The 24,517-nt window shown below is 68.7% G+C and carries 24 protein-coding genes; 13 read left to right on the forward strand and 11 right to left on the reverse strand.

All coding sequences use genetic code 11. From position 1 onward, the window contains the following. Window positions 1-118: 118 nt before the first annotated feature. The 3 genes from ABZX37_RS29685 (at window position 119) to ABZX37_RS29695 (ending at window position 2,426) form a co-directional block, all read left to right on the forward strand. A complete protein-coding gene (locus ABZX37_RS29685; protein WP_354745043.1) occupies window positions 119-1,234 on the forward strand; it encodes an NAD(P)/FAD-dependent oxidoreductase in 1,116 nt (371 codons plus the stop codon). A gap of 121 nt (window positions 1,235-1,355) precedes the next feature. Then, a complete protein-coding gene (locus ABZX37_RS29690; RefSeq protein WP_354745045.1) occupies window positions 1,356-1,598 on the forward strand; it encodes a PLDc N-terminal domain-containing protein in 243 nt (80 codons plus the stop codon). Between the two features lie 36 nt (window positions 1,599-1,634). Next, window positions 1,635-2,426 (forward strand): nuclear transport factor 2 family protein, encoded by a 792-nt coding sequence (locus ABZX37_RS29695; RefSeq protein WP_354745047.1) that lies wholly within the window; start codon window positions 1,635-1,637, stop codon window positions 2,424-2,426. A gap of 54 nt (window positions 2,427-2,480) precedes the next feature. Here the strand turns inward: ABZX37_RS29695 and ABZX37_RS29700 are convergent, their stop codons facing one another. Next, window positions 2,481-2,996 (reverse strand): lytic polysaccharide monooxygenase auxiliary activity family 9 protein, encoded by a 516-nt coding sequence (locus ABZX37_RS29700; RefSeq protein ID WP_354745049.1) that lies wholly within the window; start codon window positions 2,994-2,996, stop codon window positions 2,481-2,483. 239 nt (window positions 2,997-3,235) lie between these two features. Here ABZX37_RS29700 and ABZX37_RS29705 point away from each other — a divergent pair, with 239 nt between their 5' ends. Both ABZX37_RS29705 and ABZX37_RS29710 read left to right on the forward strand, forming a co-directional pair. Then, window positions 3,236-4,591, forward strand: a complete 1,356-nt coding sequence (locus ABZX37_RS29705; protein ID WP_354745051.1) for an NAD-dependent succinate-semialdehyde dehydrogenase — start codon at window positions 3,236-3,238, stop codon at window positions 4,589-4,591. After that, a complete protein-coding gene (locus tag ABZX37_RS29710) occupies window positions 4,588-5,226 on the forward strand; it encodes a YdcF family protein (RefSeq protein WP_354745053.1) in 639 nt (212 codons plus the stop codon). Before ABZX37_RS29705 ends, ABZX37_RS29710 begins: the two co-directional genes overlap by 4 nt. Here ABZX37_RS29710 and ABZX37_RS29715 read toward each other — a convergent pair. From ABZX37_RS29715 to ABZX37_RS29725, 3 genes are all read right to left on the reverse strand, one after another. Then, window positions 5,219-5,812, reverse strand: coding sequence for a TetR/AcrR family transcriptional regulator (locus ABZX37_RS29715; protein WP_344272188.1), 594 nt, complete (start codon window positions 5,810-5,812; stop codon window positions 5,219-5,221). The two genes, ABZX37_RS29710 and ABZX37_RS29715, sit on opposite strands and share 8 nt — an antisense overlap. A gap of 4 nt (window positions 5,813-5,816) precedes the next feature. After that, a complete protein-coding gene (locus tag ABZX37_RS29720; protein ID WP_354745054.1) occupies window positions 5,817-6,683 on the reverse strand; it encodes an alpha/beta hydrolase in 867 nt (288 codons plus the stop codon). 77 nt (window positions 6,684-6,760) lie between these two features. Beyond that, window positions 6,761-7,123, reverse strand: coding sequence for a helix-turn-helix domain-containing protein (locus ABZX37_RS29725; protein WP_354745056.1), 363 nt, complete (start codon window positions 7,121-7,123; stop codon window positions 6,761-6,763). Window positions 7,124-7,205: 82 nt separating this feature from the next. Here ABZX37_RS29725 and ABZX37_RS29730 point away from each other — a divergent pair, with 82 nt between their 5' ends. Continuing rightward, window positions 7,206-8,045, forward strand: a complete 840-nt coding sequence (locus ABZX37_RS29730; protein ID WP_354745058.1) for an NAD(P)H-binding protein — start codon at window positions 7,206-7,208, stop codon at window positions 8,043-8,045. A 3-nt stretch (window positions 8,046-8,048) separates the two neighbouring features. On the opposite strand, the gene ABZX37_RS29735 is transcribed toward ABZX37_RS29730, so the two are convergent. After that, on the reverse strand, window positions 8,049-8,447 hold the full coding sequence (locus ABZX37_RS29735; protein ID WP_354745060.1) for a transcriptional repressor: 399 nt from the start codon (window positions 8,445-8,447) through the stop codon (window positions 8,049-8,051). A 118-nt stretch (window positions 8,448-8,565) separates the two neighbouring features. On the opposite strand from ABZX37_RS29735, the gene ABZX37_RS29740 reads away from it, so the two are divergent. Further along, window positions 8,566-8,988: a Fur family transcriptional regulator gene (locus ABZX37_RS29740; protein WP_354745062.1), complete on the forward strand. Its 423-nt coding sequence runs from the start codon at window positions 8,566-8,568 to the stop codon at window positions 8,986-8,988. Here the strand turns inward: ABZX37_RS29740 and ABZX37_RS29745 are convergent. From ABZX37_RS29745 to ABZX37_RS29755, 3 genes are all read right to left on the reverse strand, one after another. After that, window positions 8,985-10,586, reverse strand: coding sequence for a DUF885 domain-containing protein (locus ABZX37_RS29745; protein ID WP_354745064.1), 1,602 nt, complete (start codon window positions 10,584-10,586; stop codon window positions 8,985-8,987). The two genes, ABZX37_RS29740 and ABZX37_RS29745, sit on opposite strands and share 4 nt — an antisense overlap. A gap of 115 nt (window positions 10,587-10,701) precedes the next feature. Beyond that, on the reverse strand, window positions 10,702-12,150 hold the full coding sequence (gene argG / locus ABZX37_RS29750) for an argininosuccinate synthase (RefSeq protein WP_354745065.1): 1,449 nt from the start codon (window positions 12,148-12,150) through the stop codon (window positions 10,702-10,704). A gap of 553 nt (window positions 12,151-12,703) precedes the next feature. Next, entirely contained in the window at window positions 12,704-13,792 is a 1,089-nt protein-coding gene (locus ABZX37_RS29755) for a glycosyltransferase (protein ID WP_354745067.1), read from the reverse strand. A gap of 104 nt (window positions 13,793-13,896) precedes the next feature. Between ABZX37_RS29755 and ABZX37_RS29760 the strand changes: the two genes are divergently transcribed. Genes ABZX37_RS29760 through ABZX37_RS29780 form a run of 5 tightly spaced genes read left to right on the forward strand, consistent with a single transcriptional unit; the run spans window position 13,897 to window position 16,970 of the window. Continuing rightward, complete coding sequence (locus ABZX37_RS29760; protein ID WP_354745069.1) at window positions 13,897-14,175, forward strand: hypothetical protein; 279 nt, start codon at window positions 13,897-13,899, stop codon at window positions 14,173-14,175. Further along, on the forward strand, window positions 14,172-15,098 hold the full coding sequence (locus ABZX37_RS29765; RefSeq protein ID WP_354745071.1) for an FAD:protein FMN transferase: 927 nt from the start codon (window positions 14,172-14,174) through the stop codon (window positions 15,096-15,098). Before ABZX37_RS29760 ends, ABZX37_RS29765 begins: the two co-directional genes overlap by 4 nt. Further along, on the forward strand, window positions 15,095-15,658 hold the full coding sequence (locus tag ABZX37_RS29770; RefSeq protein WP_354745073.1) for a ferric reductase-like transmembrane domain-containing protein: 564 nt from the start codon (window positions 15,095-15,097) through the stop codon (window positions 15,656-15,658). The genes ABZX37_RS29765 and ABZX37_RS29770 overlap by 4 nt, the downstream gene beginning before the upstream one ends. Continuing rightward, a complete protein-coding gene (locus tag ABZX37_RS29775) occupies window positions 15,655-16,773 on the forward strand; it encodes an NADH-ubiquinone oxidoreductase-F iron-sulfur binding region domain-containing protein (RefSeq protein ID WP_354745075.1) in 1,119 nt (372 codons plus the stop codon). Before ABZX37_RS29770 ends, ABZX37_RS29775 begins: the two co-directional genes overlap by 4 nt. Further along, window positions 16,770-16,970 carry a ferredoxin gene (locus ABZX37_RS29780; RefSeq protein ID WP_354745077.1) on the forward strand — a complete coding sequence of 67 codons (201 nt, stop codon included), beginning with the start codon at window positions 16,770-16,772 and terminating at the stop codon, window positions 16,968-16,970. The genes ABZX37_RS29775 and ABZX37_RS29780 overlap by 4 nt, the downstream gene beginning before the upstream one ends. A gap of 303 nt (window positions 16,971-17,273) precedes the next feature. Here the strand turns inward: ABZX37_RS29780 and ABZX37_RS29785 are convergent, their stop codons facing one another. Continuing rightward, window positions 17,274-20,261 carry a tetratricopeptide repeat protein gene (locus ABZX37_RS29785; protein ID WP_354745079.1) on the reverse strand — a complete coding sequence of 996 codons (2,988 nt, stop codon included), beginning with the start codon at window positions 20,259-20,261 and terminating at the stop codon, window positions 17,274-17,276. Window positions 20,262-20,456: 195 nt separating this feature from the next. On the opposite strand from ABZX37_RS29785, the gene ABZX37_RS29790 reads away from it, so the two are divergent. After that, window positions 20,457-21,671 carry a hypothetical protein gene (locus tag ABZX37_RS29790; protein ID WP_354745081.1) on the forward strand — a complete coding sequence of 405 codons (1,215 nt, stop codon included), beginning with the start codon at window positions 20,457-20,459 and terminating at the stop codon, window positions 21,669-21,671. 221 nt (window positions 21,672-21,892) lie between these two features. Here ABZX37_RS29790 and ABZX37_RS29795 read toward each other — a convergent pair whose 3' ends face one another. Together ABZX37_RS29795 and ABZX37_RS29800 are read right to left on the reverse strand one after the other, a co-directional pair. Continuing rightward, the gene (locus ABZX37_RS29795) at window positions 21,893-23,818 is read right to left on the reverse strand and encodes an NB-ARC domain-containing protein (protein WP_354745083.1); all 1,926 of its coding nucleotides are present in this window, start codon (window positions 23,816-23,818) and stop codon (window positions 21,893-21,895) included. 132 nt (window positions 23,819-23,950) lie between these two features. Beyond that, the gene (locus ABZX37_RS29800) at window positions 23,951-24,325 is read right to left on the reverse strand and encodes a hypothetical protein (protein ID WP_354745085.1); all 375 of its coding nucleotides are present in this window, start codon (window positions 24,323-24,325) and stop codon (window positions 23,951-23,953) included. Between the last annotated feature and the right edge of the window lie 192 nt (window positions 24,326-24,517).

The following is a 24,517-nucleotide window of genomic DNA, read 5'->3' on the forward strand; positions in this document are numbered from 1 at the left end:
TGCTGCCAACGCGGACGCGGGGGCGGTTGACGACCGTCACTCCATCGCGAACTTGTTCGTAACGAACATGTTCGTTAAGCTCGAGCAAGTCACCCACGAAAGAGAAACGGAGCACCTCATGAACATCACCATCGTCGGCGCCGGCCTCGGCGGTCTCAGCCTCGCCCGCGTCCTGCACGTCCACGGCATCGAAGCCACCGTCCTAGACCTCGACGCCTCCCCGTCCGCCCGCGCGCAGGGCGGCATGCTCGACATCCACGACGACTCCGGCCAGGTCGCCCTCCGCGCCGCCGGTCTGCACGAGGAATTCCGTGCCCTGGTCCACTCCGGGGGCCAGGAGACCCGCGTCTACGACCGGACCGCTGCCCTCCTCTTCTCCGAAGCGGACGACGGCAGTGGCGGGCGCCCGGAGATCGACCGTGGGGCCCTGCGCGACCTCCTCCTCAGCTCGCTGCCGGAAGGCACCGTCCGCTGGGGCACGAAGGTCGCCGCCGCGGAGTCGCTCGCTGACGGGCGGCATCGCCTCACCCTCGCTGACGGCACGTCGCTCACCACGGACGTGCTCGTCGGAGCCGACGGCGCCTGGTCGCGGATCCGTCCGCTGGTCTCGCCGGAGAAACCGGCCTACACCGGGATCTCGTTCGTCGAGATCGACCTCCTCGACGCCGATTCCCGGCACCCAGAGGCGGCGGCTCTCCTCGGCGGCGGCATGAGCTTCGCGCTCGGCGAGGACAAAGGCTTTCTCGCGCACCGCGAACCGGACGGCAGCCTCCACGTCTACGCCGCCGTGCGTGTCCCGGAAGCCTGGGCCGCGTCCATCGACTTCACTGATCGCGACGCCGCCAAGGCCGCCGTGCTGAGTCACTTCGACGGCTGGTCTGACCAGCTCCGTGCGCTGGTCACGGACGCGGACGGCGACCTGGTCCCGCGGCTGATCCACGCGCTCCCCGTCGAGCATTCGTGGGCGCGGGTGCCCGGCGTCACGCTCGTCGGCGACGCCGCGCACCTGATGTCACCGTTCGCCGGGGAGGGCGCGAACCTCGCCATGCTCGACGGTGCCGAGTTGGGGCTCGCGCTGGCCCGGCACCCGGGCGACGTCGAACGTGCGCTCGCCGAGTACGAGGCTGCGTTGTTCCCGCGCAGCGCGAAATCCGCGGCGGAGTCGGCGCAAAGTCTCGAGAGCTGTTTCCGCGCTGACGCACCGGCGGCTTTGCTCGAGTTGTTCGGAGCCTGATGTCCACAGTGGACGCATGTACGACTTAAGCGGTACCCGGATCGAGCCGTCAAGCCGATCCGGGCGAGGCGGTTCGGCTCGCACAATGGGCTTCAGCCCGCTGTGAGAGAGGAAACTCCTGATGACCGCCGTCCTGGCCGACACTGTCCATCAAGGCCTGCACTTCGCCGCCGTCGCCGGGATGATGGCGCTGGTGGCGTTTCCGGTCCTGCTGTTCCTCGGCGCGCTGGTGAGCGTGCTCGGCAGTCCGCTCGGCGGCGGGATGAAGTTCGTGTGGGTGATCTTCGCGTTCTGCGCGCCGTTCATCGGGCCGGTGCTGTGGTTCCTGGTCGGCAAGAAGAGCGCGGAGGCGTCGTTCCGCTGACACAGGATGTCAGTGGAGCGCGGTTAGCGTCCGGGCATGGATCACGAGATTGACGCCGGCGCGTTCGCCGACCGGTATGTCGCAGTGTGGAACGAATCCGACCCGGCCGCCCGCCGCGCGGCGATCGCCTCGTTGTGGGCCGAGGACGGGGTCCAGTTCACCGAGGCCGCGGATTATCGAGGCCATCGGGAACTCGAGCGCCGGGTCGATGAGGCTTTCGAGGAATTCGTTGGCGGGGCGGGGTTTGTGTTCCGGTCCGCCGGAGACGCGGTGGGCCATCACGGCGTGGTCCGGTTCAGCACCTGCATGGTCCCCGCGGCGGGCGGGGAGGTCGCCTGGACCGGCTTCGTCGTGGCTGAACTGGGCGAGGACGGCCGCATCCGGCGCGACTGCCAGTTCGCCGAGCCGCCGCTTCCCGCGTTTCCGGACGCCCGCACGACGGCGGACGAATTCGTGCGCAGGCTCGCGCAGGGCGACCCGGATCGGATCGCGGAGCTTTTCGCGGAACCGGTCGACTGGCGGGTGAGCTGGCCGGAACCGGAGCATCCCGCTGTGCCGTGGATCCGCCCCCGCTCCACCCGGGCGGACGTCGCGGACCACTTTCGGACGCTCGGAAGCGCCTGTGCTCCCGAAGAAGTTCGGGTCGACCGAATCCTGGTCCACGGCCCGGACGCGGTGCTCGTCGGAACGAGTGCCCAGACTGTCAAGCTGACCGGCAAGCGTTTCGCGACGACCTTCGCGGTGCACGTGACCGTCGACGGCGGATTGATCACCCGGTATCACGTTTACGAAGACAGCCTCGCCGTCGCCGAGGCGTTCGCCGGATGAAACACCGGGCAGCCGGAGCGGGGGTTCCGCCCGGCTGCCCGGCATTTCGCGCGGTCAGGAAACGTTCAAGTCGATGCAGGCGTAGAACGCGTTGCCGGTGTCGGCGATGTTCCACACCGCGAGCACCTTCTGCTGTCCGGTGTAGCCGCTCAGGTCGACCTGGTGCGAAATGGTTTCCGGCGGGGCCTGGTCGTTGCCGCTGAAGCTCGCGACCTGGGTGCCGCCGATGAAGTACTCGTAGTCGCTGGTGCGGTGGCGCGCGGTGAACACCCAGTTGAAGGTGACCTGGGTGCCGACCTGGGTGACCTTCCAGCCCTTGCTGTCGTCGTCGAGGTCGGCGAACCGGTCGTTGCCGCCGCTGCAGCTCTGCAGGCCCTTGGGCCCTTCGACGCTCTGCGGTTCCCATTTGATGTCGCCGCAGGACACCGTTCCGTCCGCGCATTGGGCCTGTCTGCTGGGCGGGGAGTTGACGTAGCCGTGCGCGCTGGCGATGCCGGGGCCGATCAGCATCAGCACCGGGGCGAGGGCCGCGCCGCCGAGTGCGGCGAGCATCGTGCGTTTGCGGGGCATGGTGGCTCCTTCGAAGCCGGGCCCGCTCCCGCGCCGGAGGGCGGCCGGACGAGCCACGGCACGACCGACGAGCCCGCGGTGGGGTGGAGCGCGGGCGGAGGGGGGGTGGGGAGATTTGTGGTCTAGACCATACTCGGCCGCCCGCTCTCGGTCAAGAATCAGCTACCCTGCGTCATCTATACACGGGATACTGTATGCAATAGGATGTCGCCGAGAATGCCGACCGCAGGGAGACCGCGATGTACACGGTGACCGACCCGGCAACGGGCCAGCTGATCGAGGAAATCGAGAACGCGACCGACGCGGAGGTTCGCGCGGCGATCGAACGCGTCGGCCACGGATATCGCAGCTGGCGGGACCGTCCGGTGGCGGAACGAGCAGCGATCGTCGCCCGCGCCGCGGACCTGTTCGCGCAGCGCGCGGACGAGCTGGCCGCCATCATGACGGTGGAAATGGGCAAGCGCGTCAACGAGGGCCGCGGCGAGGTCGGGATCGTCGTGGACATCTTCCGTTACTACGCGGAGCACGGCCCGGACCTGATCGCCGACCAGCCGCTCGCCATCCGCGGCGGTTCCGCGGTGATCCGCAAGGAACCGATCGGCGCGCTGCTCGGGGTGATGCCGTGGAACTTCCCGTGCTATCAGGTGGCCCGGTTCGTCGCGCCGAATCTGGTGCTGGGCAACACGATCCTGCTCAAGCACGCGTCGATCTGCCCGAGTTCGGCGCTGGCTATCGAGGCGATTCTGCACGAAGCAGGCGTTCCGGACGATGCTTACGTAAACGTCTTCGCCTCGAGCCGTCAGGTTCCGTCGATTCTTGCTGATCCGCGCATCCAAGGCGTTTCCCTGACCGGCAGCGAACGAGCCGGTATCTCCGTGGCGGCCGAAGCGGGCCGGAACCTGAAACGATGCGTGCTGGAACTGGGCGGCGCGGATCCCTTGCTGGTGCTCGACACCGCGGATTTGGACGAAACGGTGCAGGCTGTGGCGACCGCGCGGATGCGTAACTGTGGGCAGTCCTGTAACGCACCTAAGCGGATTATTGTCCAGTCTGACCTTTATGAGGAATTCGTGGATCGCTTCACCAAGCGGGTCGCGGACTATTACGTCCCGGGGGATCCGGCTGACCCGGCTGCGAAGCTGCCGCCGCTGGCTTCCGTCGCTGCTGCTGACGAGGTCGCTGGTCAGGTGGCTCGCGCGGTGGAGCAGGGCGCGACGCTGCGGACCGGTGGGCGTCGTGGTGAGGGGGCTTATCTGGACGCGACTGTGCTGACTGATGTCACGCCGGAGATGGACGCTTACCGGGAGGAGATCTTCGGTCCGGTGGCGATCTTGTTCTCTGCTGATTCGGATGAGCATGCTATTGAGATCGCTAATGACTCGCCGTTCGGTTTGGGCGCGGCGGTGTTCGGCACGGATCCGGTTCGGTTGCGTCGCGCGGCGGATCGGCTGGAGGCGGGCATGGTGTATTTCAACAAGTCCGGCGGGTCGCAGGCGGATTTGCCGTTTGGCGGGATCAAACGCTCGGGGATGGGGCGGGAGTTGGGGCCGTCGGGGATTGAGGAGTTCATGAACCAGAAGTCGATCCGGCTTTGAGCCTCCGCGCCGATGTCCAAACACTGTGGGACTACCACGACCTGCACCACGGACTCCGCTCCACAGACGTCGGAATCGGGCTCGGCAGCCACGACCTCGGCGTCGCCGCTTACGCCGCGGAGTTGTACCAGCGGGGCTGCTTCCCGAAGATCCTCTTCACCGGAGCCAACGCACCGACAACCGTGGCGCGATTCCCGCGTGGCGAGGCGGTGCACTATCGAGAACACGCATTGGAGCTAGGCGTTCCCGACGACGCGATCCTGGTCGAGCCAACGGCCCGCAACACCGGCGACAACATCGAGCGAAGCCGAGAGTTGTTGGCAGCGCGGGGAATCAAGGTCAACTCGGCGACGCTGATCTCACGCCCCTACCAACAACGCCGCGCCTACGCGACGTGCAAGAAGCTCTGGCCCGAGATCGAAGTCCGGTGCGCCTCCCAGCCGTTGCCGCTGGACGAGTACCTCCAAAGCATCGGCGACGTAGACCGCGTCATCAACATGCTGGTCGGCGACACCCAGCGGATCAGCGTCTACGCCCAGCGAGGATTCGCGATACCCCAAGACGTTCCGGAAGAGGTTCAGCGAGCATTCGAGAGGTTGGTAGCGAGCGGCTACACAGCCAGGCTCCTCACCTAGGAAGCAACAACCCGCTCAACCACCCCGAAAACACCTGCTGCACATCCCCCCGCACCCGGCCCGGGTCGTCGGCGTGGGCGATCATCCGCGCGGCCTCCATCACCGCGGCCAAGACCAACTGCGCCAAAGCATCCACCGGCGTGTCCACGATCAACCCGGCCTCCCGCGCGGCCGCCAGGTTTTCCGCGACCAGCCCCAAGCCGTACTCGGCCTCCAGGTCACGCCAGGCATCCCAGCCCAGCACGGCGGGGGCGTCGGTCAGGGAGATCCGCCGGACGTCCGGGCGCAGGCAAGCATCCAGGAACACCCCCAGCGCGGAAGAAAGCCCGGAAAGCGGGTCCGCCGCGGAATCGAGGACTTCCGAGACCTCGGCGGTCAGTTCCCGTTCCAGTACTTCGACCACGGCCCGGAACAGGCCCTGTTTGTCGCCGAAGTGGTGGTAAAGCGCGCCCCGCGTGACGCCAGCCGTGCGAGTGATTTCTTCGGCTGGCACGTCGTGGTAGCCGCGCGCGCCGAAGAGGTCGCGGGCGGCCTTGATCAGTGCGGCTCGCGTCGCGTCGGAGCGTTCTTGCTGGGTACGTCGCACGCACCTAATCTGCCATGGCGGCGGCGAAGCGCGTGATGTGCCCGGCCAGCGCGTCCGGCTGATCCTCCGAGACGAAGGTGTACGAGTCCGGCACCTCGACGATTTCCGCGTCCGGCAACACCTCCGCCAGGCGGTGGGCGAGGCTGATCGGGAAGAGCTTCTCCTCAGGTGGCCATACCAGGAGTACCGGACGCTTGAAGTGACGCAGTTTCTCGGCCGCGGCCAGGGTGTGGGTCGAGTCGACGGTGCGCAGGAACTTGCGCAGATCCCTTCGCAGGCCAGGGGATTTCCGCAGCTTTCCCAGGTACTCCTGCGCGATGTCCGGCGGCAGCGGGCGCTTCGTGACCCAGCCGAACAGCAGCGGCAGCCGGTACAGCGCCTTGATTCGCAGCAGTTGGCCCAGCACCGCCATCGAGCCGGGGACGCGGGCGATGGTCGGCAGCGGCTGGAAAATCGGCGGGAAGAAGTATTCGAAGCTGTCCGACGGCGTGAGCACGACCCGCCCGACTCGTTCGGGATACCGCGCGAGCAGCAGTTGCGTGATGGCGCCGCCGGTGTCGTTGGCGACCAGGATGACGTCTTCCAGGTCCAGCGCGGTCAGGAAGTCGCCGAGAAGGGTGGCGAGGCCGGGGGCGCTGAGGTCGGCGTCCGAGCGCATCGGGACCGAGTGGGCACCCAGCGGGAGATCTGGGGCCAGGCAACGGAATCCGGCGTCGGCGACCGTGGGGGTGACTTTTCGCCAGAGGAGGGCGTTGGTGAGTACGCCGTGGACGAAAACGACTGGACGGCCGTGTCCGCGTTCGAAGTAGCGGAGCTCGCCTTGGGGGAGGTTGACGTGCCGGGCAGTGCCGACTTCCTCGTGTGCGTTCATGCTGGCGAAGATACATACATGCAGTCTGTATGTAAATTACCTCTGCGGTAATGCCCGGTCTGACCAGGGTATTCGGGTTACCGCGGGTCCATCCGCTGGGTGATCCGGTCGAAAAGATCGTCCAGCGGTTCGCGGACCTCCTGGCCGAACTCGGTGAGCCCGTAGGTGACCTGAGGCGGGGTGGTCGGCTCGACGTGCCGCCAGACGAGGCCGTCCTCGACCAGGGCTCGCAGGGACTGGGCGAGCATCTTTTCGCTGATGCCCCGGATGCTCTCGCGCAGTTCGTAGAACCGGAGTTCCTTGTCCCGCAACGAGATGAGGATCCAGATGCCCCACCGGCTGGTCACGTGGTCGATCACGGCCCGCGCGGGGCAGTCGGTGTGAAACACCTCATAACGCGGCTCGGCGGCGGCCGGGGTGAACTGTGCGCTTCCTGTCACGTATCGAGCTTACCCAAAGGTATGTCCTTACGAAGAGTAAGCAAGTCGGCCTAGCGTCGGGCTCCTACCGAAGGAGCGATTCATGATTGTGGTGACCGGGGCGACCGGAAACATCGGCAGGCCGTTGGTGCGGGCGCTGATCGACGCGGGCGAGCAGGTGACGGCGGTGTCGCGGCGAACCGCGGAGGTGCCGGACGGTGCTCGCCACGTGGTGGCGGACCTGGCGGATCCGGCCAGTCTCGAACCCACGCTGACCGGCGCGAAAGCGGTGTTCCTCTTGCTGTCCGGCGATTTGCACGCCGTCGGGGCCAACCCGGCCGACCTCATCGCGAAGGCCGTGGATGCCGGGGTTCGCCGAGTGGTTCTGCTGTCGTCGCTGGGTGTGGCGACCAGGCCGTTCGGCACGACGCGGATCGCGATGCGCGAGCTGGAGGACGTGCTGCGGGAGTCCGGGCTCGATTGGGCCATTCTGCGGCCCGGCGGGTTCGACTCCAACGCGCTGGGGTGGGCGGAATCCGTTCGCGCGCAGGGAATTGTCGCCGCGCCGTTCGGTGACACCGGGGTGCCGATCGTCGATCCGGCGGACATCGGCGAGGTCGCGGCCGCGTGCCTGGCGGACGATCGGCATGTGGGCGGTGTGTACGAGCTGACCGGGCCGGAGGTGATCACGCCGCGTCAGCAGGCGGAGGTGCTGGCGGCCGCGCTCGGCAAGCCGGTGCGGTTCCACGAACTGACCCGCGCCGAGGCGAAAGCGGCCATGATCCAGAGCGTGCCGGGTGAACTCGCCGACGACACACTGGACATTCTCAGTTCGCCGAATCCGGCCGAGCTGCGCATCAGCCCGGATGTGGAGCGGGTTCTCGGCCGCCCGCCGCGCTCTTTCGCTGACTGGGTGGCTCGCAATATCGCCGCGTTCCGCTGAGGATTACTCGGCTGAAGTGCACCGCGAGCACAGGCCGGACTCCGCTTCGTCGGCGGATTCCGTTGGCGCGCCGTCGATTGCCTCCAGCCGGCCGCATTGACGGCAGAGCAGGTGCCGGTGGTCGAAGCCGGACAGCTCGTAGCGTTGCGCGACGCCGACGTGGTCGAAGCGGTGGACGAGACCGGCGGTGACGCCGGTGCTCAGCACGTCGTGGACGCCCCTCGTGGACGCCATCGACAGCCGTTCGCGGACCAGCGGCAGCAGCTCCGCGACGGTCACGTGCGGGTTTTCGGCCAGCACTTCCAGCACGACCTGCCGGGCGGTCGTCACGCGCAGGCCGGCGCGCCGGAGCCGGGTGCCGGCGTCGGCGCTGGACGGGGTGGGTGCGGAGGTCGTGAGCACGCCTCCTTTGTAGTCCCCAAAGTTGATCCAGTCAAATGTAAGATCGGGTCAACTCTGGGACTGTGAGCCACTGCACGCCAGAATTGATTCGGTCAAGTCTGGGGGTACCATCCGGGCCATGGACGAGTTCGGGGCGCGCCTGCGCGACAAGGGCCTGCGCAACACGCCGCAGCGGCGTGCGGTGCTGGCCGCGGTCGCGCGGACCCCGCACGTCACGGCCGCGGAGATCGCGACAGTGCTCGACGCCGACGGGGCCGTCGGCGCGTTGTCCAGGCAGGGCCTTTACAACGTGCTCGACGACCTCGTCGGCGCCCGGCTGCTGCGTCCGCTCGAACCGGCGGGCTCGCCGGCGCGGTTCGAACTCGAAACGCACGACAACCACCACCACCTGGTCTGCCGCGGCTGCGGCCGGATCCAAGACGTGCCGTGCGCGATCGGCGCCGCGCCGTGCCTCGAGCCCGGTCCGGTGCCCGGTTTCCGGGTGGACCAGGCCGAGGTCACGTGGTGGGGGATGTGCGCGGAGTGCGAGAGCAAGGCTTAACGCAGCGCGTCTTGTAATGCCTCGAGCCCGACCGGCCCGACGGCCAGCGCGTCGTGGTGCCACTGGCGCAACGTGAACCCGGGTTTGGCGGCGGCCTCGGCGCGCGCCTGAAGCCACGCGCGTTCGCCGATCTTGTACGAGATCGCCTGGCCCGGCCAGCCGAGGTAACGCACGATTTCGGCGTGCACGCGGTGTTCCGCGGCCAGTCCGCGCTCGTGCAGGAACCGGCAGGCGGTCGCGAAGTCCCAGCGGGAACCGTCCGGCAGCGGCAGGTCGAGGTGCGAGCCGAGGTCGATCACGACGCGGGCGGCCCGCAACGCGGAACCGGCGAGCATGCCGAGCCGGGTGCCGCGCTCGGAGAACCAGCCCAGTTCGTCGGCGAGGCGTTCGGCGTACAGTGCCCAGCCTTCCGCGTGGCCGCTCACTGAATGGACGCGTGCGTAACGGCTTACCGAGTCTCCGGCCAGGCCCGCGACGCCGATTTGCAGATGGTGTCCGGGCACGCCTTCGTGGAACACCGTCGTCAGCTCGGACCAGGTCGCGAAGCGCTTCCGTCCGCCTAGCGGCCACCACGTCCGTCCGGGACGGGTGCCGTCTTCGGCGGGGCCGGTGTAGTACGGCGAACCCGACGCGGAGCCGTACGCGAGGACGACGTCCAAGGCGCGCAACGGTTCCGGGATGTCGAAATGCTCGCCCGCCGCGTCCAGCGCACTGTCGTGCGCCTGGCGCAGCCAGTCCAAATAGGACTCTTCACCGTCGACCGCGCACTCTTCGTCCAGCCGTGCCAGTACTTCCGCCACGCTCGCGCCGGGCTGGATTTTCGCGACCTCGGCGGCGATTTCCGTTTCGATGCGCTGAAGCTCCGCCCAGCCCCATTCGTACGCCTCGGCGAGATCGAGGTCCGCGCCAAGGGAAAGCCGAGCCGCGACGGCGTAGCGTTCCGCGCCGACGCCGTCGGTTTCGGTGGCATGCGGGGCGTAGTCCTCTCGCAGGAACCGGGCGAGCGCCGCGTAACCGCGATGGGCGGCGTCCGCTCCGGCACGCAGTTCGGCGGCCTGCGGCCCGTCGCCGTACTCCTCGACAAGTGCATTGTGGACACCGGCGTAGCGCTCGGCCTGAGCCGCCGTTTCCAGTGCCTGCAGACGGGCCGCGCGCAGCCCGCGGTCGAGACCGGCCTGCAGCGTCTTCTGCCAGCCGGAAAGCATCGTTTCGACGCCGGACATCCGGACCGCGAGGACGTGCCAGTCGTCCGCGTCGCGGCGCGGCAGCAGCCGGACCGAATCGGCGATCGAACTCAGCGTGCCGAAGTGCGCCTGCACCTGGCGGAACGGCTCGTCCAGCCCGTGCCAGGCCAGTTCGTCCTCGAGACTGTTGCGCAGATGCGCGGACGCGATCCGGTCCGCGCGGGACTCGGGACTCAGCTTCGCGAGCGAGGCGAGCGTGCGCCGGGCCAGGTCGGCTCGGGCCGCGAAACCGTCCGGGGTGAGGTCGGTGAGCGCGGTCGCGTCGGTGGTTACGCCGTCCAGGGTCGCGGCGATCGGGTCAAGCGCTGCCTCGGCCGTGACGTGGTCGGCGGACAGCTGAAAAATCGGGGTCACGCCGCCACGTTAGCCGGGAGGATCCGCCCGAACATAGAGACGTTAGCGGGGTCTGGCTGCTGGTATAGAGAATGCCCGCGCCGGTGTTCCGGCGCGGGCATCCGTGGGAAAAAGCTCAGTCGGTGCCGGATTCCATCGCGGCGCGGTCGAGCAGTTCGACGTCGTCGGCCCGGCCGCGCGACGCGATCGCCTCGGCCCCGCCCTCGGACATCGCCCCGATCAGTCCGGTCGCGGCCGCCTGCGCGGCTCCGATCAGCTTGGGGTGCGAGTTGCCGCCGACCATGCCGAGGCTCGCGTACTGCTCCAGCTTGGCGCGCGAGTCGGCGATGTCGAGGTTCCGCATGGTCAGCTGGCCGATCCGGTCGACCGGGCCGAACGCGGAGTCCTCGGTGCGCTCCATCGACAGCTTGTCCGGGTGGTAGCTGAACGCCGGGCCGGACGTGTCGAGGATCGAGTAGTCCTCGCCGCGCCGCAGCCGGAGCGTAACCTCGCCGGTGATCGCGGTGCCGACCCAGCGCTGGAGCGATTCGCGCAGCATCATCGCCTGCGGGTCCAGCCAGCGGCCCTCGTACATCAGCCTGCCGAGACGACGGCCCTCGTTGTGGTAGCTGGCGATGGTGTCCTCGTTGTGCACCGCGTTGACCAGCCGCTCGTACGCCGCGTGCAGCAGCGCCATGCCCGGGGCCTCGTAGATGCCGCGGCTCTTGGCCTCGATGATCCGGTTCTCGATCTGGTCGGACATGCCGAGCCCGTGCCGCCCGCCGATCGCGTTGGCCTCGAGGACCAGCTCGACCGCCGTGCCGAACTCCTTGCCGTTGATGCTGACCGGACGGCCCTGCTCGAAGCCGATGGTGACGTCCTCGGGCGCGATCTCGACCGCCGGGTCCCAGAACCGCACGCCCATGATCGGCTCGACGATCTCGATGCCGGTGTCGAGGTGCTCGAGGGATTTCGCCTCGTGCGTGGCGCCCCAGATGTTGGCGTCGGTGGAGTAGGCCTTCTCGGTGCTGTCGCGGTAGGGCAGGTTGTGCGCCTGCAGCCACTCGGACATCTCCTTGCGGCCGCCGAGCTCGCCGACGAACGCCGCGTCCAGCCACGGCTTGTAGATCCGCAGGCCCGGGTTGGCCAGCAGGCCGTAGCGGTAGAACCGCTCGATGTCGTTGCCCTTGTAGGTGGAGCCGTCGCCCCAGATCTGGACGTTGTCCTCGAGCATCGCGCGCACCAGCAGGGTGCCGGTGACCGCGCGGCCGAGCGGGGTGGTGTTGAAGTAGGCCCGGCCGCCGGTGCGGATGTGGAAGGCGCCGCAGGTCAGCGCGGCGAGCCCCTCTTCGACGAGGGCTTCCTTGCAGTCGACCAGCCGCGCGAGCTCCGCCCCGTAGGCGTGCGCACGGCCGGGGACGGACGCGATGTCGGGTTCGTCGTACTGGCCGATGTCGGCGGTGTAGGTGCACGGAACCGCACCCTTGTCGCGCATCCACGCCACCGCCACGGACGTGTCGAGGCCGCCGGAGAACGCGATGCCGACCCGCTCGCCGACGGGAAGGGAAGTGAGCACCTTGGACATAGGAATGATTATGCACGACGATGTATGAACGTGCATCCCCGGGTGGTGTGAACTCGCTCTCGCGGGCAGCTGGGCACGTGCTCACCGCTCTTGCAGGCGCTGCCGCCACCACCCGGCAGCGTGCCAGGAGCTGAGCGAACTCGCTGTCGGGTCGGGCAGGGTCCTTCGCCGGAACTCTTCGTCAAGGGGAGCGACGACTCGGCGCAATTCGGCACGGGCGCCGGGCGGCAAGGCTCGCAGGACGGCTTCCAGCTCGTCGCGGGCGTCGACCGGATCGCAGCACGGACAGTCGGTCCACGGAACATACAGCCAGCGCCCAGGCTGGCGCAGGAAGCTTCGATACCGGTCAAGCGCTTGGGAAACGCTCCCGGTTCCCCCGTGCGCCGCTGCGAACTCGATGGCGGCTTGCGCTCTCCGGCTGATCCCGGGAATCGGGGTATCGCGGGGTCCGGGGCGATCGGCGCGCACGGCGCCGGGCCTTCTACGAGGCATTGCCCCTTCGGGTCGACATCATGCCGAAAGCATGCCACACCTGCTGCTGAGCGTCGCTATCTCAGTACGTGCGGCCCTTCCACCCGGTCCGCCGCCGAGCGGAGTCCAGCGTCATCAGGGTGTAGAGCGCCGCGGTGAACGGCAGCAGCAGCCCCGCGACCAAGGGTTGCCGGTAATACCGGGCGACCGGGACGAACGTCGCCGCCATCAGGAGCCACGCCGCGGCGGCCTGCCACGAGCCGGTCAGAGCGAGCACCGGCGGGGCGAGGAAAACGGCGATCATCCCGACGACGGTCCCGGCCAGCAGGAGCGGCGAATGCCGGAGCTGGGTGTAGGCGCTGCGGGCCACCATCTGCCACAGGTCCGCGAGTCGCGGATACGGCCGGACGCTTCGGACCTTCGACGCGTAACCCAGCCAAATCCGGCCGCCGGCGGACGCGACCGCGCGGGCGAGCGCGACGTCGTCGATCACTGCGCCGCGGATTGCCTCGATGCCGCCAGCGCGTTCGAGCACCGAGCGGCGGACGAGGACGCATCCGCCGGCTGCGGCCGCGGTGCGCCAGCGGGCGGAGTTCACGCGGCGGAAGGGGTAGAGCATCGCGAAGAAGTAGACGAACGCGGGCACGATCAGCCGCTCCCAGAACGTCGCGGTGCGCAGGACGGCCATTTGAGATACCAGGTCCCGGCCGCTGGCGGCAGCGGCGACGAGGGTTTCCAGCGAATCGGGCTCGTGTGCGATATCGGCGTCCGTCAGCAGCAGGAAGTCGACGGTTCCTGCTTCGCGGACGCCGTGTGCGACGGCCCAGAGCTTCCCGGTCCAGCCGTCGGGTGGTTCGCCGGGGCTCGTGACGGTGAGCGGGAGTCCATTGGGGACAGTCAGCGAGCGGGCGACGTCGGAGGTGCCGTCGGTGCTGCCGTCGTCTACGAGGACGACTCGCGCGTCGCCCGGGTAGGTCTGGCGGAGCAGTGTGGGCAGGGTTTCCGGGAGCAGGTCCGCTTCGTCGCGAGCGGGGACGACGATGGCGACGGACGGCCAGATCTCCGGCTGGACCAGTGGGGGAAGACGTTGGTCGGTGCGCCAGAACCAGCTGTGGCACAACGCGAGTCCGGCCCACACCGCCAGCGTTGCCCACGCGAGGACCGTGCCCATGCGCGGAGTGTAGTGACTGGAAGCAAACTGACAGGTCGCTCCCAGCGGACTCATAGATTCGCGGCTGAGACTGGGTGTTCCCCCCACCGGAGAGGACACCCGGCATGGACCCGCACATCAGGAGACGACAAGAAGAACGGGCACGCGTCCGGCATCGGACCGCGTTCGTCACGGCGGTCGCGGCGGTGCTCGGAGTCGCGGCGGCCGGAGGCATCGGATACGGGCTGACGGCGGCTGGCTCTCCGTCCACCAGCGGAACTGGTTCCTCCTCGAGCGACAGCGGCACCGGATCGAGTACTTCCGGCCAAGACCAGCTGCAGGCGCCCGCGCAGGACCCCGGCTCCGGTTCCGGGCACGCGCACACCGGATCGGGTGCGTCGTGACCAGGCCGTATTCGGCGGCGTTTCCCGCGCTCGGCACGACGGCGCGGGTGCTCGTCACCGAGGAAGCCGCGCTCGGCCCGGCGACCGCGCTGCTGCGGACGCGGCTCGCCGAACTGGATCGGGCATGCAGCCGATTCCGGAACGATTCCGAAATTTCGGCACTACATCGCGCCGCAGGCCGGGAAGTGGAGGTGAGCCCGTTGCTGGCCGACGCGCTGTCGGCTGCCTTGCGGGCCTCGTGGCTGAGCGGCGGATTGGTCGATCCGACGGTCGGCGGGTCGATGGCGGCGCTCGGTTACGACCGGGATTTCGCCGAGATCACCGACGGACCCGCTGCGACGCCAGTCCCCGCGCCGGGCTCGCATTGGGTGCTGTTCGAACCGGCCCGGCGGATTGTCGTGCTGCCGCGCGGCGTGACGCTGGACCTCGGCGCGACCGCGAAAGCGCTTGCCGCGGACCAGACTGCCGCCGAGATCGCCCGTCGCACCGGTTGCGGCGTGCTGGTGAACCTTGGCGGCGACCTCGCTGTCGCCGGCCCGGCTCCGGCAGGCGGCTGGCAGGTGGCGATCGGCGACGACCACAGCGACGCGGTTGCGCGCGCAGACACGACGATCACGCTCACCAGCGGCGGCCTCGCGACGTCCGGGGTGGCCCGGCGGACTTGGCGCCGCGGCGGTCGCGTGGTGCATCACATCGTCGACCCGCGCACGGGCGAATCGGCGGATCCGTGCTGGCGGACGGTATCGGTCGCGGCGAAGTCCTGTGTGGACGCCAACACCGCGAGCACCGCTTCGGTCGTGCTGGGCGTGGCGGCCTTGGACTGGCTCGGCTCGCGCGGATTGCCCGCACGGCTGGTGAGTTCGCGCGGCGCGGTCCGGATGACGGCGGGTTGGCCTGCGGAACGCCGGGAGCGTGTGTCGTGAGTTCCGCGCTCTGGTATTTCAGCCGTGCCACCGGAATCGTCTCGCTGGTGTTCTCGACCGCCGTCGTGGTGCTCGGCTTCCTCAACTCGGGACGGTTCGCGACGCGACGGTGGCCCCGCTTCGCGCTCGCGGACCTGCACCGGAACCTTGCCCTGGCCAGCCTCGTGTTCTTGGGCGCACACATCATCTTCGCGGTCGTCGACGGTTATGTGGATCTGAGCTGGATCGCGGTCGTCGTTCCGTTCGTCTCGGGCTACGAACCGTTCTGGATCGGAATCGGTGCGGTAGCGGTGGATTTGCTGCTCGCCATCGTCGTCACGAGTCTTCTTAGGACTCACCTCCCGCCGCGGTTGTGGCGTGCGGTGCACTGGCTGGCTTACCTGTGCTGGCCGGTCGCGCTCGCGCACAGCATCGGTCTCGTGGCATCCGACAGCGCGCGTCCGCTGCTCATCGCACTCGACATCGCCTGCCTGATCGCCGTCCTGGCCGCCGCGAGCGTGCGGTTCGGCAGTACCAGTCCCGACACCGAGGCTCGCCGCCTCTCTCCACTTCGGAGGTGAACGTGCTTCCCTTGCACCGGAACAATCTTGCGGCCCATCTGTCCGGCCACGGCGGACTCCCCGTTGTGCACCGCGATGCGCTGCTCCACGAAATCGACGCCGCCGGTATCCGCGGTCGAGGCGGCGCTGGCTTCCCCGCCGCGGCGAAACTGCGCTCCGTCACGCCAGGTCGGTCCATTGTGGTCGCCAACGGCTGCGAGAGCGATCCCTTTAGCGGCAAGGATCGCGCCCTGCTTGAGCTCGCGCCACACCTAGTGTTGGACGGCATCCAGGTGGCAGCTAACGCAGTCGGCGCGACCGAAGCTTTCCTCTGCCTGCACGAAGAAAACCGGAGCGTCCTGGCTGCTTTGGCCGAACGCCGCGATGCCGTACCGGTGAAGCTGGTCGCAGTCCCGCCTCGATACGTCGCCAGCGAAGAAACCGCGCTAGTGCATTTCCTGGGCACCGGCGATGCCCGCCCCACCGGCAAATTCCCCCGCCCGACCGAACGCGGCCTGCGCGGCCGCCCAACGCTAGTCCAGAATGTCGAAACCTTGGCCCGATTCGCGATCGTCGCCAGAATCGGCGCGGACCGCTATCGCGCTGTCCACACTGACCTGGTCACCGTCACCGGTGCTGTCGCCCGTCCCGGTGTGCTAGAAGTCCCGGCAGACACGCCGATTTCCGCGATCCTCGCCCGCGCCGGTGGATCCGTTACCGCACAAGCAGTCCTGATCGGCGGCTATGGCGGAACCTGGATGCCGCGCTCCCTCGCCGACCCCCTGCCGCTCGGCCGCGAACCAGGTTTGTCCTCCCTGCACCTGCTTGCAGAGCCAAACTGTGGCCTAGAGCTGACTAGGAATATTCTCTCGGGATTGGCCGCCGAATCAGCCCGCCAATGCGGCCCGTGCATGTTCGGACTCCCCGCCATCGCCGCGGATTTCACTGACCTGCTGTCCGGTCGGGACGCCACCGCCCGCCTGGCCCGCCGCCTCCCTCTCCTCACTGGACGAGGCGCCTGCGCCCACCCGGACGGAGCGGTCCGCCTGGCCGCGAGCGCTCTCCGAGTCTTCGCGTCCGACGTCCACGCCCACCTGACGGCTGGCTCGTGCCGAATCACGGCAGGTGCGGCATGACCCGCCTGACGGTCGACCCGATCGCCTGCCGCGCACACGGTTTGTGCGCGGACGTCCTGCCGGAACTGATCACTGTGGACGAATGGGGCTACCCGATCGTTCGCGGTGGGACGGTGCCCGAGTCGCTGCTGGCCGAGGCCCGACGGGCTGCTGCGGCTTGTCCGGCGCTGGCGTTGCGACTGCGGAAAGCAGATTAATCGCAACGCCAGCCCCGTACTAATGAATATTCAACAACGCCACCAATCGCTGATGGCGTGCAGTGCCATGATCGACACTGGCAAGATGCTAATAAGAGCTGACGCTACTGCGGTCAACTAGCACTCCTCAGGCAAGTTATGAATTTATTTCACCACAACATGGATATCGCTGTGGCCAGGCCGTCCGAGCTGCTCTGCGAACGAGCTTCAGGGGTTACCCAAAGTGTGTCGGCAATTGCAGACGTCCTCAGAAGGAGGAGTTTGCCCTACCGTGGAGTGAACCGTTTCGGCGCCCCTGCCGTTTTAGCGGTGGCGGATTACGGATCGTCGCGGAGCAGGCATGGCCACGGTGTTTTCCTCGTCGCTCTCGCCGTCCCTGGCCTGCGGAATCAGGTGCGGATCCCGGGCCACCGCCAGCCGCTCCTCGACGCGGTCGGCCTTGGCGTCCCGCCCGCGACCCCGGTAGAAGGCGGCGGCGCGAGTCCAAGCGTCGACGGCGTCCTCGCGGTTTCCCCGTGAGTAGAGGATCTCCGCGAACGCCTCCAGCGCCCGCGCCTGGCCGGTCGCGTTGTGCGCCCGCTCGGCCAGTTCGACGGCTTCCTGCGACAAGCGCAGCGCAGCCCGGTCGTTCCGTTCGGCCGCGGCAAGTCGGGCCTGCACGGTCCGCAGCCGCATCCCGGCGGTGAGGTCGCCGGCGATCTGGGCTTGCGCGAGGTGGCAATGCCGGTGGGCGACCGCGAATTCCTCCTGGCCGAGATGGAGTTCGGCCAGCGTGATGTAGGTGGCTGCCTGTCCAGAGGCGTCGCCGGTGAGCGCGCGCAGGTGCAGAGCGCGGTGGTAGTGCGGCAGCGCTTTTTCGTACTGGTCGAGTTCGGCGAGGGTCTCGCCGAGGTACTGCTCCGCCTTCGCCTCTCGGACCGGATCGCCGTTGCGTTGCGCGTGCGTGATGCAGCTGCGGAAGAGGGCGATCGCTTCCCCGTGACGGCCGGTCAGTCGGTGCAACCGGGCGAGATTGATGTTGATGGTCAGTTTCGCCACGGGCGATTCGTCGTCGATGGCCAGTTCCAGCGCCCGGGAGAGCGCGTCCTCGGCCGCGTTGTGGTTGCTGAGCGTGAGATGCAGTTCCCCCAGATCGTTGAGCGTCGACCCTTCCGCGTGAGAGTCCTTGTTCGCCCGCGCGGCCCGGGCCGCGATGGCCAGCCCGGCGGTCATGTCGTCGTAGAAGCCGTAGATGACGAAGGTGTCGTGCATGAGATGCGGAAGCGTGCACGCGTAGTCGAAGAGCTGGTGGTGCTCGGCGAGCGCGGCTAGCGCGGTGAGGTTGGTGCGTTCGCGCAGGAACCAGCGGTGGGCGGCGGCTGACGTCTCGAACTGTGTCGGGCGGATGTCCGGTGCCGGGTCGAGCCGCGGCGGGCGGTCGCGGTGCGGGTGCGCCACTCGGTGCGCGTTGTCCGCAGTGCTGCAGTAGTGCGACAGCAAGCGCCGCAACGGTTGCGGGTCGTAGTGCTGAGTGCTCAGGGTCTGCGCGTAGCGGTGGAAGATCGAGAGGATCCGGTAGCGATCCGTGTCGCCGGGCTGGTCGATCAAGTGCAGCGCGACCAGGGTCTCCAGCGCGCGCCGGGTTTCCGCGGCGGGGCGTCCGGCCGCGGAGAGCAGGGTGTCGACGTGGATTTCCGCGCCGGGGTGGTGGCCGAAGAGCCGGAAGACGGCCTGGCTCGGCGGTTCGAGCATTTGGTACGACGAGGAAAACGCCGCGCGCAGGCTTTGGTCGTCGCCGTCGTCGCCGATGCTCAGGAGCCTTTCCGGGTCTCGCAGCTGGTCGAGCATGGTGCTGAGGCTCAGCCCCGGACGGCGGGCGGCGCTTTCGGCGATCAGGGTCAGCGCGAGGGGCAGTCCGTCGCAGAGGTGGGCGATCCGGCGGGCCGCGCCGGGTTCTCGTTCGCCGCGGCCGCGCAGGCGCCGGACGAACAGTTCCAGCGAATCGCGGTCGTCGAGGCGGTCGAGGCTGAGGGCGGCGAGTTCGTGCCGCCGGGTCAGCGCGCCGAGGCGGCGGCGCGAGGTGACGATCACCGCGCATTCGGACAGGGCGTGCAGCAGCCGGTCGACGTGTTCGGAGTTCTCCGCGTCGTCGAGGATGACCAGGACGGACCGGTCGGCCAATTGCTGGCGCAGGACCGCGGCGCGGGCTGTCGTGTCGACAACGTGGTCGACGGGGTAGCTGAGGGACTGGAGCAGCTGATCGACCACATCCGCCGGTTCGAGCCTCGGTGCCGGGCCGAAGCCGTGCAGGTCGAGGTAGATCGCCCCGTCCGGGAACCAGTCCGCCGCCCGGTGCGCCCAGTGGACCGCGAGGCTCGTCTTTCCGATGCCGGGCGGGCCGCTGAGCACGACGGCGGGCGAGCGCGTCGGCGAGCCGGGGCGGAGCCATTGGTCCAGCGTTTCCAGCGCGTCGGCGCGGCTGATGAACCCGCGGAGATCGCGGGGGAGCGGATGGGTCGGCGGCGCGGCCCGGCGCACGGGGACGACGGGGGCGGGCGGGTTCTCGTAGCGGTCTCGGAGCTCGGCATGGAAGGCGTGCAGCAGGGTCTTGGCGGTCTCGTCGGCGGCCTCGTTGAACTGGCGGTTGGCGTCGAGGAAATGGGTCTGGGCCTGCACGGACTGCCCGAGCGCGTAGTAGATCTGGAGCTGGAGCTTGACGAAAGCCAGCCGGCTGGCGTGCTCGGGAGCGAGTTCCTGCATCCAGCCCGCCGCCTCGTCGGGGCGGCCGAGTGCGAGCAATTGGCTCGTCAGGATTTCTCGCGCGGGAAGCAACATGGATTTGACTTTGTCCTCGCGCCAATTGCTCGCGCGTTCGGTGCGGAGCTCGGCCAGTGGTTCGTCGCGCCACAAGGAAAGCGCGGACGCTGCTGATCCGTGTGCCGTTTCATGATCGGCGGAACGAACGGCGTCGTGTGCTTTCCGAATTAGTTTGCGAAAGGCCGCGACGTCCACGAGGTTCTCGTCGAGATCAACCAGATAGCCGTCGCCGGACCGGGTGATCGAGGTGGGCGAGTCCGCCTCGGCAAGGGCCTCGCGCAGCCGGTAGACCGCCTTGTACAGGGCTTCTTGCGGGTTTCCGGGCAGGTCGTCGTCCCACAGCCAGGAGATGAGGGCGTCCTGGGAAAAGCGCTGCCCCGGCCGGGTGAGCAGGACGCCGAGAATATTCCGGGTTTGCCGCTGGCCCCACTGCTCATTCATCTTCCCGTGCATCCGCACCGCAGTCTGCCCGAGAATTCCGTAGGCGAAGTCCATTCGACGCCCCTCCCTCGTCGATTGCCCAGTTTCGCATTGATCCGGTCGATCGGCGACCGCTTTCGGGATAACGATCATCCGGGGAATTGCCTTGTCCGGTTTCGGTCCGCTTTGTGTCCAGCGGCGGGAAGCGTCCGGTCAGAACCGCGCCGCAGCCTCGGCTCGTCGGTTTGGTTCTGGACGGAGGGGATGAAGATGGCGCACGACGTGTGGGTCCGCGGTCCGATCGGTCTCGACGCAGCTTCGCGGGTGACGCGGCCGGGCTGCCGCACCGTGCTGGCGGTCGTTCCGACTGTGACGGCGGGGACGCGGTTGTTCGAACTGATCTCGCTGCTCGAACGGGATCTGCGGGTGCAGGTGATGTTCACGGTGCCGCACAGCACCGACCGGTGGGCCGGGGTCGAGGAGTACGTGCGGGCGCAGCACGGGCTGCTGCTGCCTTGGGAGCAGGCGGTGGCGCATCGGTTCGACCTGGTTCTGGCGGCCTGCCACCGACAGCTTGACCAGGTGCGCGGGCCGCTGATGCTGATCGGGCACGGAGTCGGACGGGTCCCCGGGCGTCGGTTCAGCCGGAAGGCGGGAGGGGCGGTCATCGCGACGACTGCGCTCGAACGGGAGCTGCTCACGTTTCGCGGGCGAGTGCTTCCGTCGGTGCTGGCGCTCGGAACGGAGGCGGAGGTCGAAGTGCTGCGCGAGCGGTGCCCGGAGGCGGTACCTGCAGCCGTCGTGGCCGGCGACATCTGTCTTGACGGGATGCGGGCGGCGACCGGGCAGCGGGAGCGATACCGGCGGGCGCTGAATGTCGGCTCGCGGCGGCTGGTGGTGCTGAGTTCGACCTGGTTCACTGACTCGGCGTTCGGCCGTGTTCCGAAGATGTACGAAGCGATCGTGAACGCACTGCCGGACGACCGCTACGCGGTGGCTGCGGTGCTGCATCCGAACGTCTGGGCGGTGCACGGGCGGCGTCAGGTCACTGCCTGGCTCGACGGATGCCGGGGTCTGCGGGTGATCCCGCCTGAGCAGGGATGGCAGGCCACGATGATCGCGGCTGACTGGGTGATCGGGGACCACGGCTCCACCACGGGCTACGCGGCGGCGGTCGGACGGCCGGTGACCCTCGCGTCGCTGCCGGACGGGCGGCCGCAGGCCGGGAGCGTCGCGGACGTCGTGCGGGCGCACGCGAAACCGCTGGATCTGGACCAGCCGCTCGAGCCGCAGGAGGAAGCCGCGATCGCCGCCGCGCCGAGGCTCACGGCGGGGGTGCTGCCGGTCGCCAGCGCGAGGATCGACTGCTCGGCGGGGATTTTGCGGTCGGCGATGTACCGGCTGCTGGAGTTGTCCGAACCGGACGCGCTGGCGTATCCGCCGTTGCCCGCGGTGCCCCGTCCGCTGCCGGGGTGGGACGCGTGACCCCCGGCGTCGCGCGCGTCCGGATCGCGCTGCCCGGACGCCGCGCGATGCCGGTGCTGGTCGTCGACCTGGATCGGGCCGGACCTCGGCAGGCGGCGGGCGCGGACGTCGTGGTCCGGGTCCGGTCCGGTGCCGCGACTAGGTGCGAGGCCGACGAGCTGAGAGCGGAGTGGCCGGGGGCGATCGCCGCGGCGGTGTGCTGGCCGGGCGGGGCGGTGTGGTCAGTGCGGCGGCTCGAAGGAGTCCCCGCTGAGTCGTCGGGCCTCGTCGAGATGGCGCTGGGCGTTTGCCTCGTCGCCGTGGCCGCGTTCGAGGCCGGCGAGCGCGGTGAGGACCTCGGCCTGGAAATGCGGTGATTGGAGACGTTCGACGCCTTCGAGCGCGTGCAGGAGTTCGGTGCGCGCCCGGCGGTAGTCGCCCCGCCGGGCGTGGATCGCGGCGAGCGGGATGACCGCACGCGCGAGCTGGGCGGCGTCGGCTTGTTCGTCCAGGATGGCAGTGGCTTCAGTCAGTTCGCGCAGCGCTTCGTCGTCGCGACCCAGCTTGATCAGCACTTCGCCGCGGCGGTAACGGGCCATGCCGACCCCGCGCGGCCGCCCGATCTCGTCGTGTTTCCTGGCGCTGCGCTCATACAGCTCAAGCGCGGTTTCCCACTCTTGTTGTCTTCGTGCGTTCCTGGCGAGCCGGGCCAGCGCGGAGGCCTGAGTCGGGCCGTGCTGCTCTCGCTCGCCGATTTCCAGGGTCACGGCGTTGTGCGCGGCGGCTGCGGCGTAACGGCCGAGCTGGTCGCAGACGTACCCGGCCTGGCTGTGCAGCCGGGCTTCGACCAGCGGCTGCTCGCACCGCCGGGCGGCCTCGATTCCGGCCGTGCAGAGCTCCAGGAACGGTTCGTAATCCCGGTGGTGCAAGAAAAATCCCCACGACGCTTCGGCGAGCTGCCACAGTTCCTCGTCCCAGCCTCGGGCCGAGGCGGCGTTCGCGACGGCGTTGATGACCGGCCGGTCTCGTCGCCACCAGTTCACCGCGTCGTCCCGGTCGGCGAAAGATCCCGTCGCCGCGACGGTTTCGGACGCGAAGGTCGGGCGGAAGGGGTGGATGAGCTCGCTCGCGGTGACGGTGTGGTCGCGGTACCAGCGGGTGTAGCGGTGCACGAGGTAGTCCCGGTCGGCCTCGGCGTCCTGGCGTTCCGCGCGCACGCGGGCGTCGTGGCGGACGACGTCGTGCTGTGCCACGGTTTCGTCCTCCAGTTCGTGGAGGAGATTGGCTTCGATCAGCTCGTCGACGGCGTCGTCAAGGTGGGCGGGCGAACTCTGCAAGGTGTCGGCGAGCGCGTCGACGGTGTGATGGGGGCCGGGCAGGATGCCGCAGGTTCGGTAGAGCCGGGCGGCCGAGTCGTCGAGCGTGGCGTACGAGGCGTCGAAAACCGTTGAGAGCGCGGGGAAATCTCCGACTGGACGGATACGTCCGCGGCGGGCTTCCTGGTGCGGCTTGCGTCGTGGCCGGGCGCGCAGTCTCGCTCCGGTGATGGCGAGCGCCAGCGGGAGGCCGGCGCAGGCGGTCAGCAGGTCTTGCGCGTCGTCGTGGCTGATCTGCCGTTGTCCGGCGCGGGCGAGCACCTCGCGGGCGGGCTGGTCCGGAAGCGGGCCGAGCGGAAGGATTTCCGCGCCGTCGAGCGCGAGACTGGTCAGCTGCGACCGGCTGGTGACGAGCACGACCGCGTGGGCGCTGGACGGCAGCACGGCGCGGGCGTCGGCGCTGTGCACGACGTCGTCGAGCAGCACGGCGAACCGGCGATCCGCCGTCGCCGCACGGAATTCGGCGGCTCGGTGGGCGAGCGAGGCGGGGATGTCGTCGGCCGGGATGCCCAGCGCGGCAAGGAAACCGTGCAGTACGCCGCTCGCGGATTCCGCGGTTTCGGTTCCCTCGGAGGAAAACCTCGCGCAGAGGATGCCGTCCGGGAACTGGGCGCGGTGCTTGTGCAGCCAATGCAGGGCGAGCGCGGTTTTGCCGATCCCGCCGACGCCGGTGAGCACGACGACCGACGGGGCGGGGTCGGACCGGAGCCGGATTTCGTCCAGCCGGGCCAGTTCCGCGGTGCGGCCGAGCAGCACGGGCGGTGCGGGAGGAAGCTGGACCGGCGCCCGCACCGGTCTGCCGGATGCTACGGTTGCCCCTGGTCGCGCTTCAGTCATTCCGCACCCCCAATTATTCCTCCCTACCTGCTTCGGGTGGCAAAAGAAACGGAATGCGGCGGGAATCACCCACCCCCGAGGTGCTGCTCAGGGTCGCTGGGCGTCGCCGGGCGTGCGCCGTTCGAGAGCATTCTGGCCGCCATGTGGGCGTATGGTGACTTTTTCCCGGAGCAGCAAGCGACGGATAGTTCCATAGGACGCCTGATGCGTGTCCGCGATGCTCTGAATAGTAGAGCCAGATTGGTACTCGCGGACTATTCGCGGTACGTCGAGTTCCCGGCGCACTCCCTGGCGGATTTCCGGCAGCACGGCGCCTTCCTGGCGCAGCAGCCGTCCGGTCCAGCTGAGCGACAGGCCGTGTTCCCTGGCGATCTCGGTGATCGACGCTCCGGCCCGCCAGGATTCGAGCATCCGGCGATTCCGCTCGGTCCGATTCGCGTGTGCCTCGTCCGGCGTGTCCATGCAAGCGCTCCCGCTGCTGGGCCTGAAGGTGAACGACCCTCCATTATCGGCCTCGCTGGCGCGGAATGTGAACCTACGAACGTGGTGCATAGGAGCGAAGGTTGTTTGTTATCAAATGGTTACGCAAGTGCGCGAAAGGGGGATTGAATAATTAGCGCATTGCGGTGATTTTTGCGAAGTCAGGGTGGCCGG

The organism is Amycolatopsis sp. NPDC004079, from assembly GCF_040610415.1.
Lineage (GTDB): Bacteria > Actinomycetota > Actinomycetes > Mycobacteriales > Pseudonocardiaceae > Amycolatopsis > Amycolatopsis halotolerans.

Excerpts from the sequence above, each read along its gene's own strand:
- ABZX37_RS29685 (WP_354745043.1), top strand. The coding sequence starts at position 119 with ATGAACATCACCATCGTCGGCGCCGGCCTCGGCGGTCTCAGCCTCGCC.
- ABZX37_RS29690 (WP_354745045.1), top strand. The coding sequence starts at position 1,356 with ATGACCGCCGTCCTGGCCGACACTGTCCATCAAGGCCTGCACTTCGCC.
- ABZX37_RS29695 (WP_354745047.1), top strand. The coding sequence starts at position 1,635 with ATGGATCACGAGATTGACGCCGGCGCGTTCGCCGACCGGTATGTCGCA.
- ABZX37_RS29700 (WP_354745049.1), bottom strand. The coding sequence starts at position 2,996 with ATGCCCCGCAAACGCACGATGCTCGCCGCACTCGGCGGCGCGGCCCTC.
- ABZX37_RS29705 (WP_354745051.1), top strand. The coding sequence starts at position 3,236 with ATGTACACGGTGACCGACCCGGCAACGGGCCAGCTGATCGAGGAAATC.
- ABZX37_RS29720 (WP_354745054.1), bottom strand. The coding sequence starts at position 6,683 with ATGAACGCACACGAGGAAGTCGGCACTGCCCGGCACGTCAACCTCCCC.
- ABZX37_RS29730 (WP_354745058.1), top strand. The coding sequence starts at position 7,206 with ATGATTGTGGTGACCGGGGCGACCGGAAACATCGGCAGGCCGTTGGTG.
- ABZX37_RS29740 (WP_354745062.1), top strand. The coding sequence starts at position 8,566 with ATGGACGAGTTCGGGGCGCGCCTGCGCGACAAGGGCCTGCGCAACACG.
- argG (WP_354745065.1), bottom strand. The coding sequence starts at position 12,150 with ATGTCCAAGGTGCTCACTTCCCTTCCCGTCGGCGAGCGGGTCGGCATC.
- ABZX37_RS29755 (WP_354745067.1), bottom strand. The coding sequence starts at position 13,792 with ATGGGCACGGTCCTCGCGTGGGCAACGCTGGCGGTGTGGGCCGGACTC.
- ABZX37_RS29760 (WP_354745069.1), top strand. The coding sequence starts at position 13,897 with ATGGACCCGCACATCAGGAGACGACAAGAAGAACGGGCACGCGTCCGG.
- ABZX37_RS29780 (WP_354745077.1), top strand. The coding sequence starts at position 16,770 with ATGACCCGCCTGACGGTCGACCCGATCGCCTGCCGCGCACACGGTTTG.
- ABZX37_RS29785 (WP_354745079.1), bottom strand. The coding sequence starts at position 20,261 with ATGGACTTCGCCTACGGAATTCTCGGGCAGACTGCGGTGCGGATGCAC.
- ABZX37_RS29790 (WP_354745081.1), top strand. The coding sequence starts at position 20,457 with ATGGCGCACGACGTGTGGGTCCGCGGTCCGATCGGTCTCGACGCAGCT.
- ABZX37_RS29800 (WP_354745085.1), bottom strand. The coding sequence starts at position 24,325 with ATGGACACGCCGGACGAGGCACACGCGAATCGGACCGAGCGGAATCGC.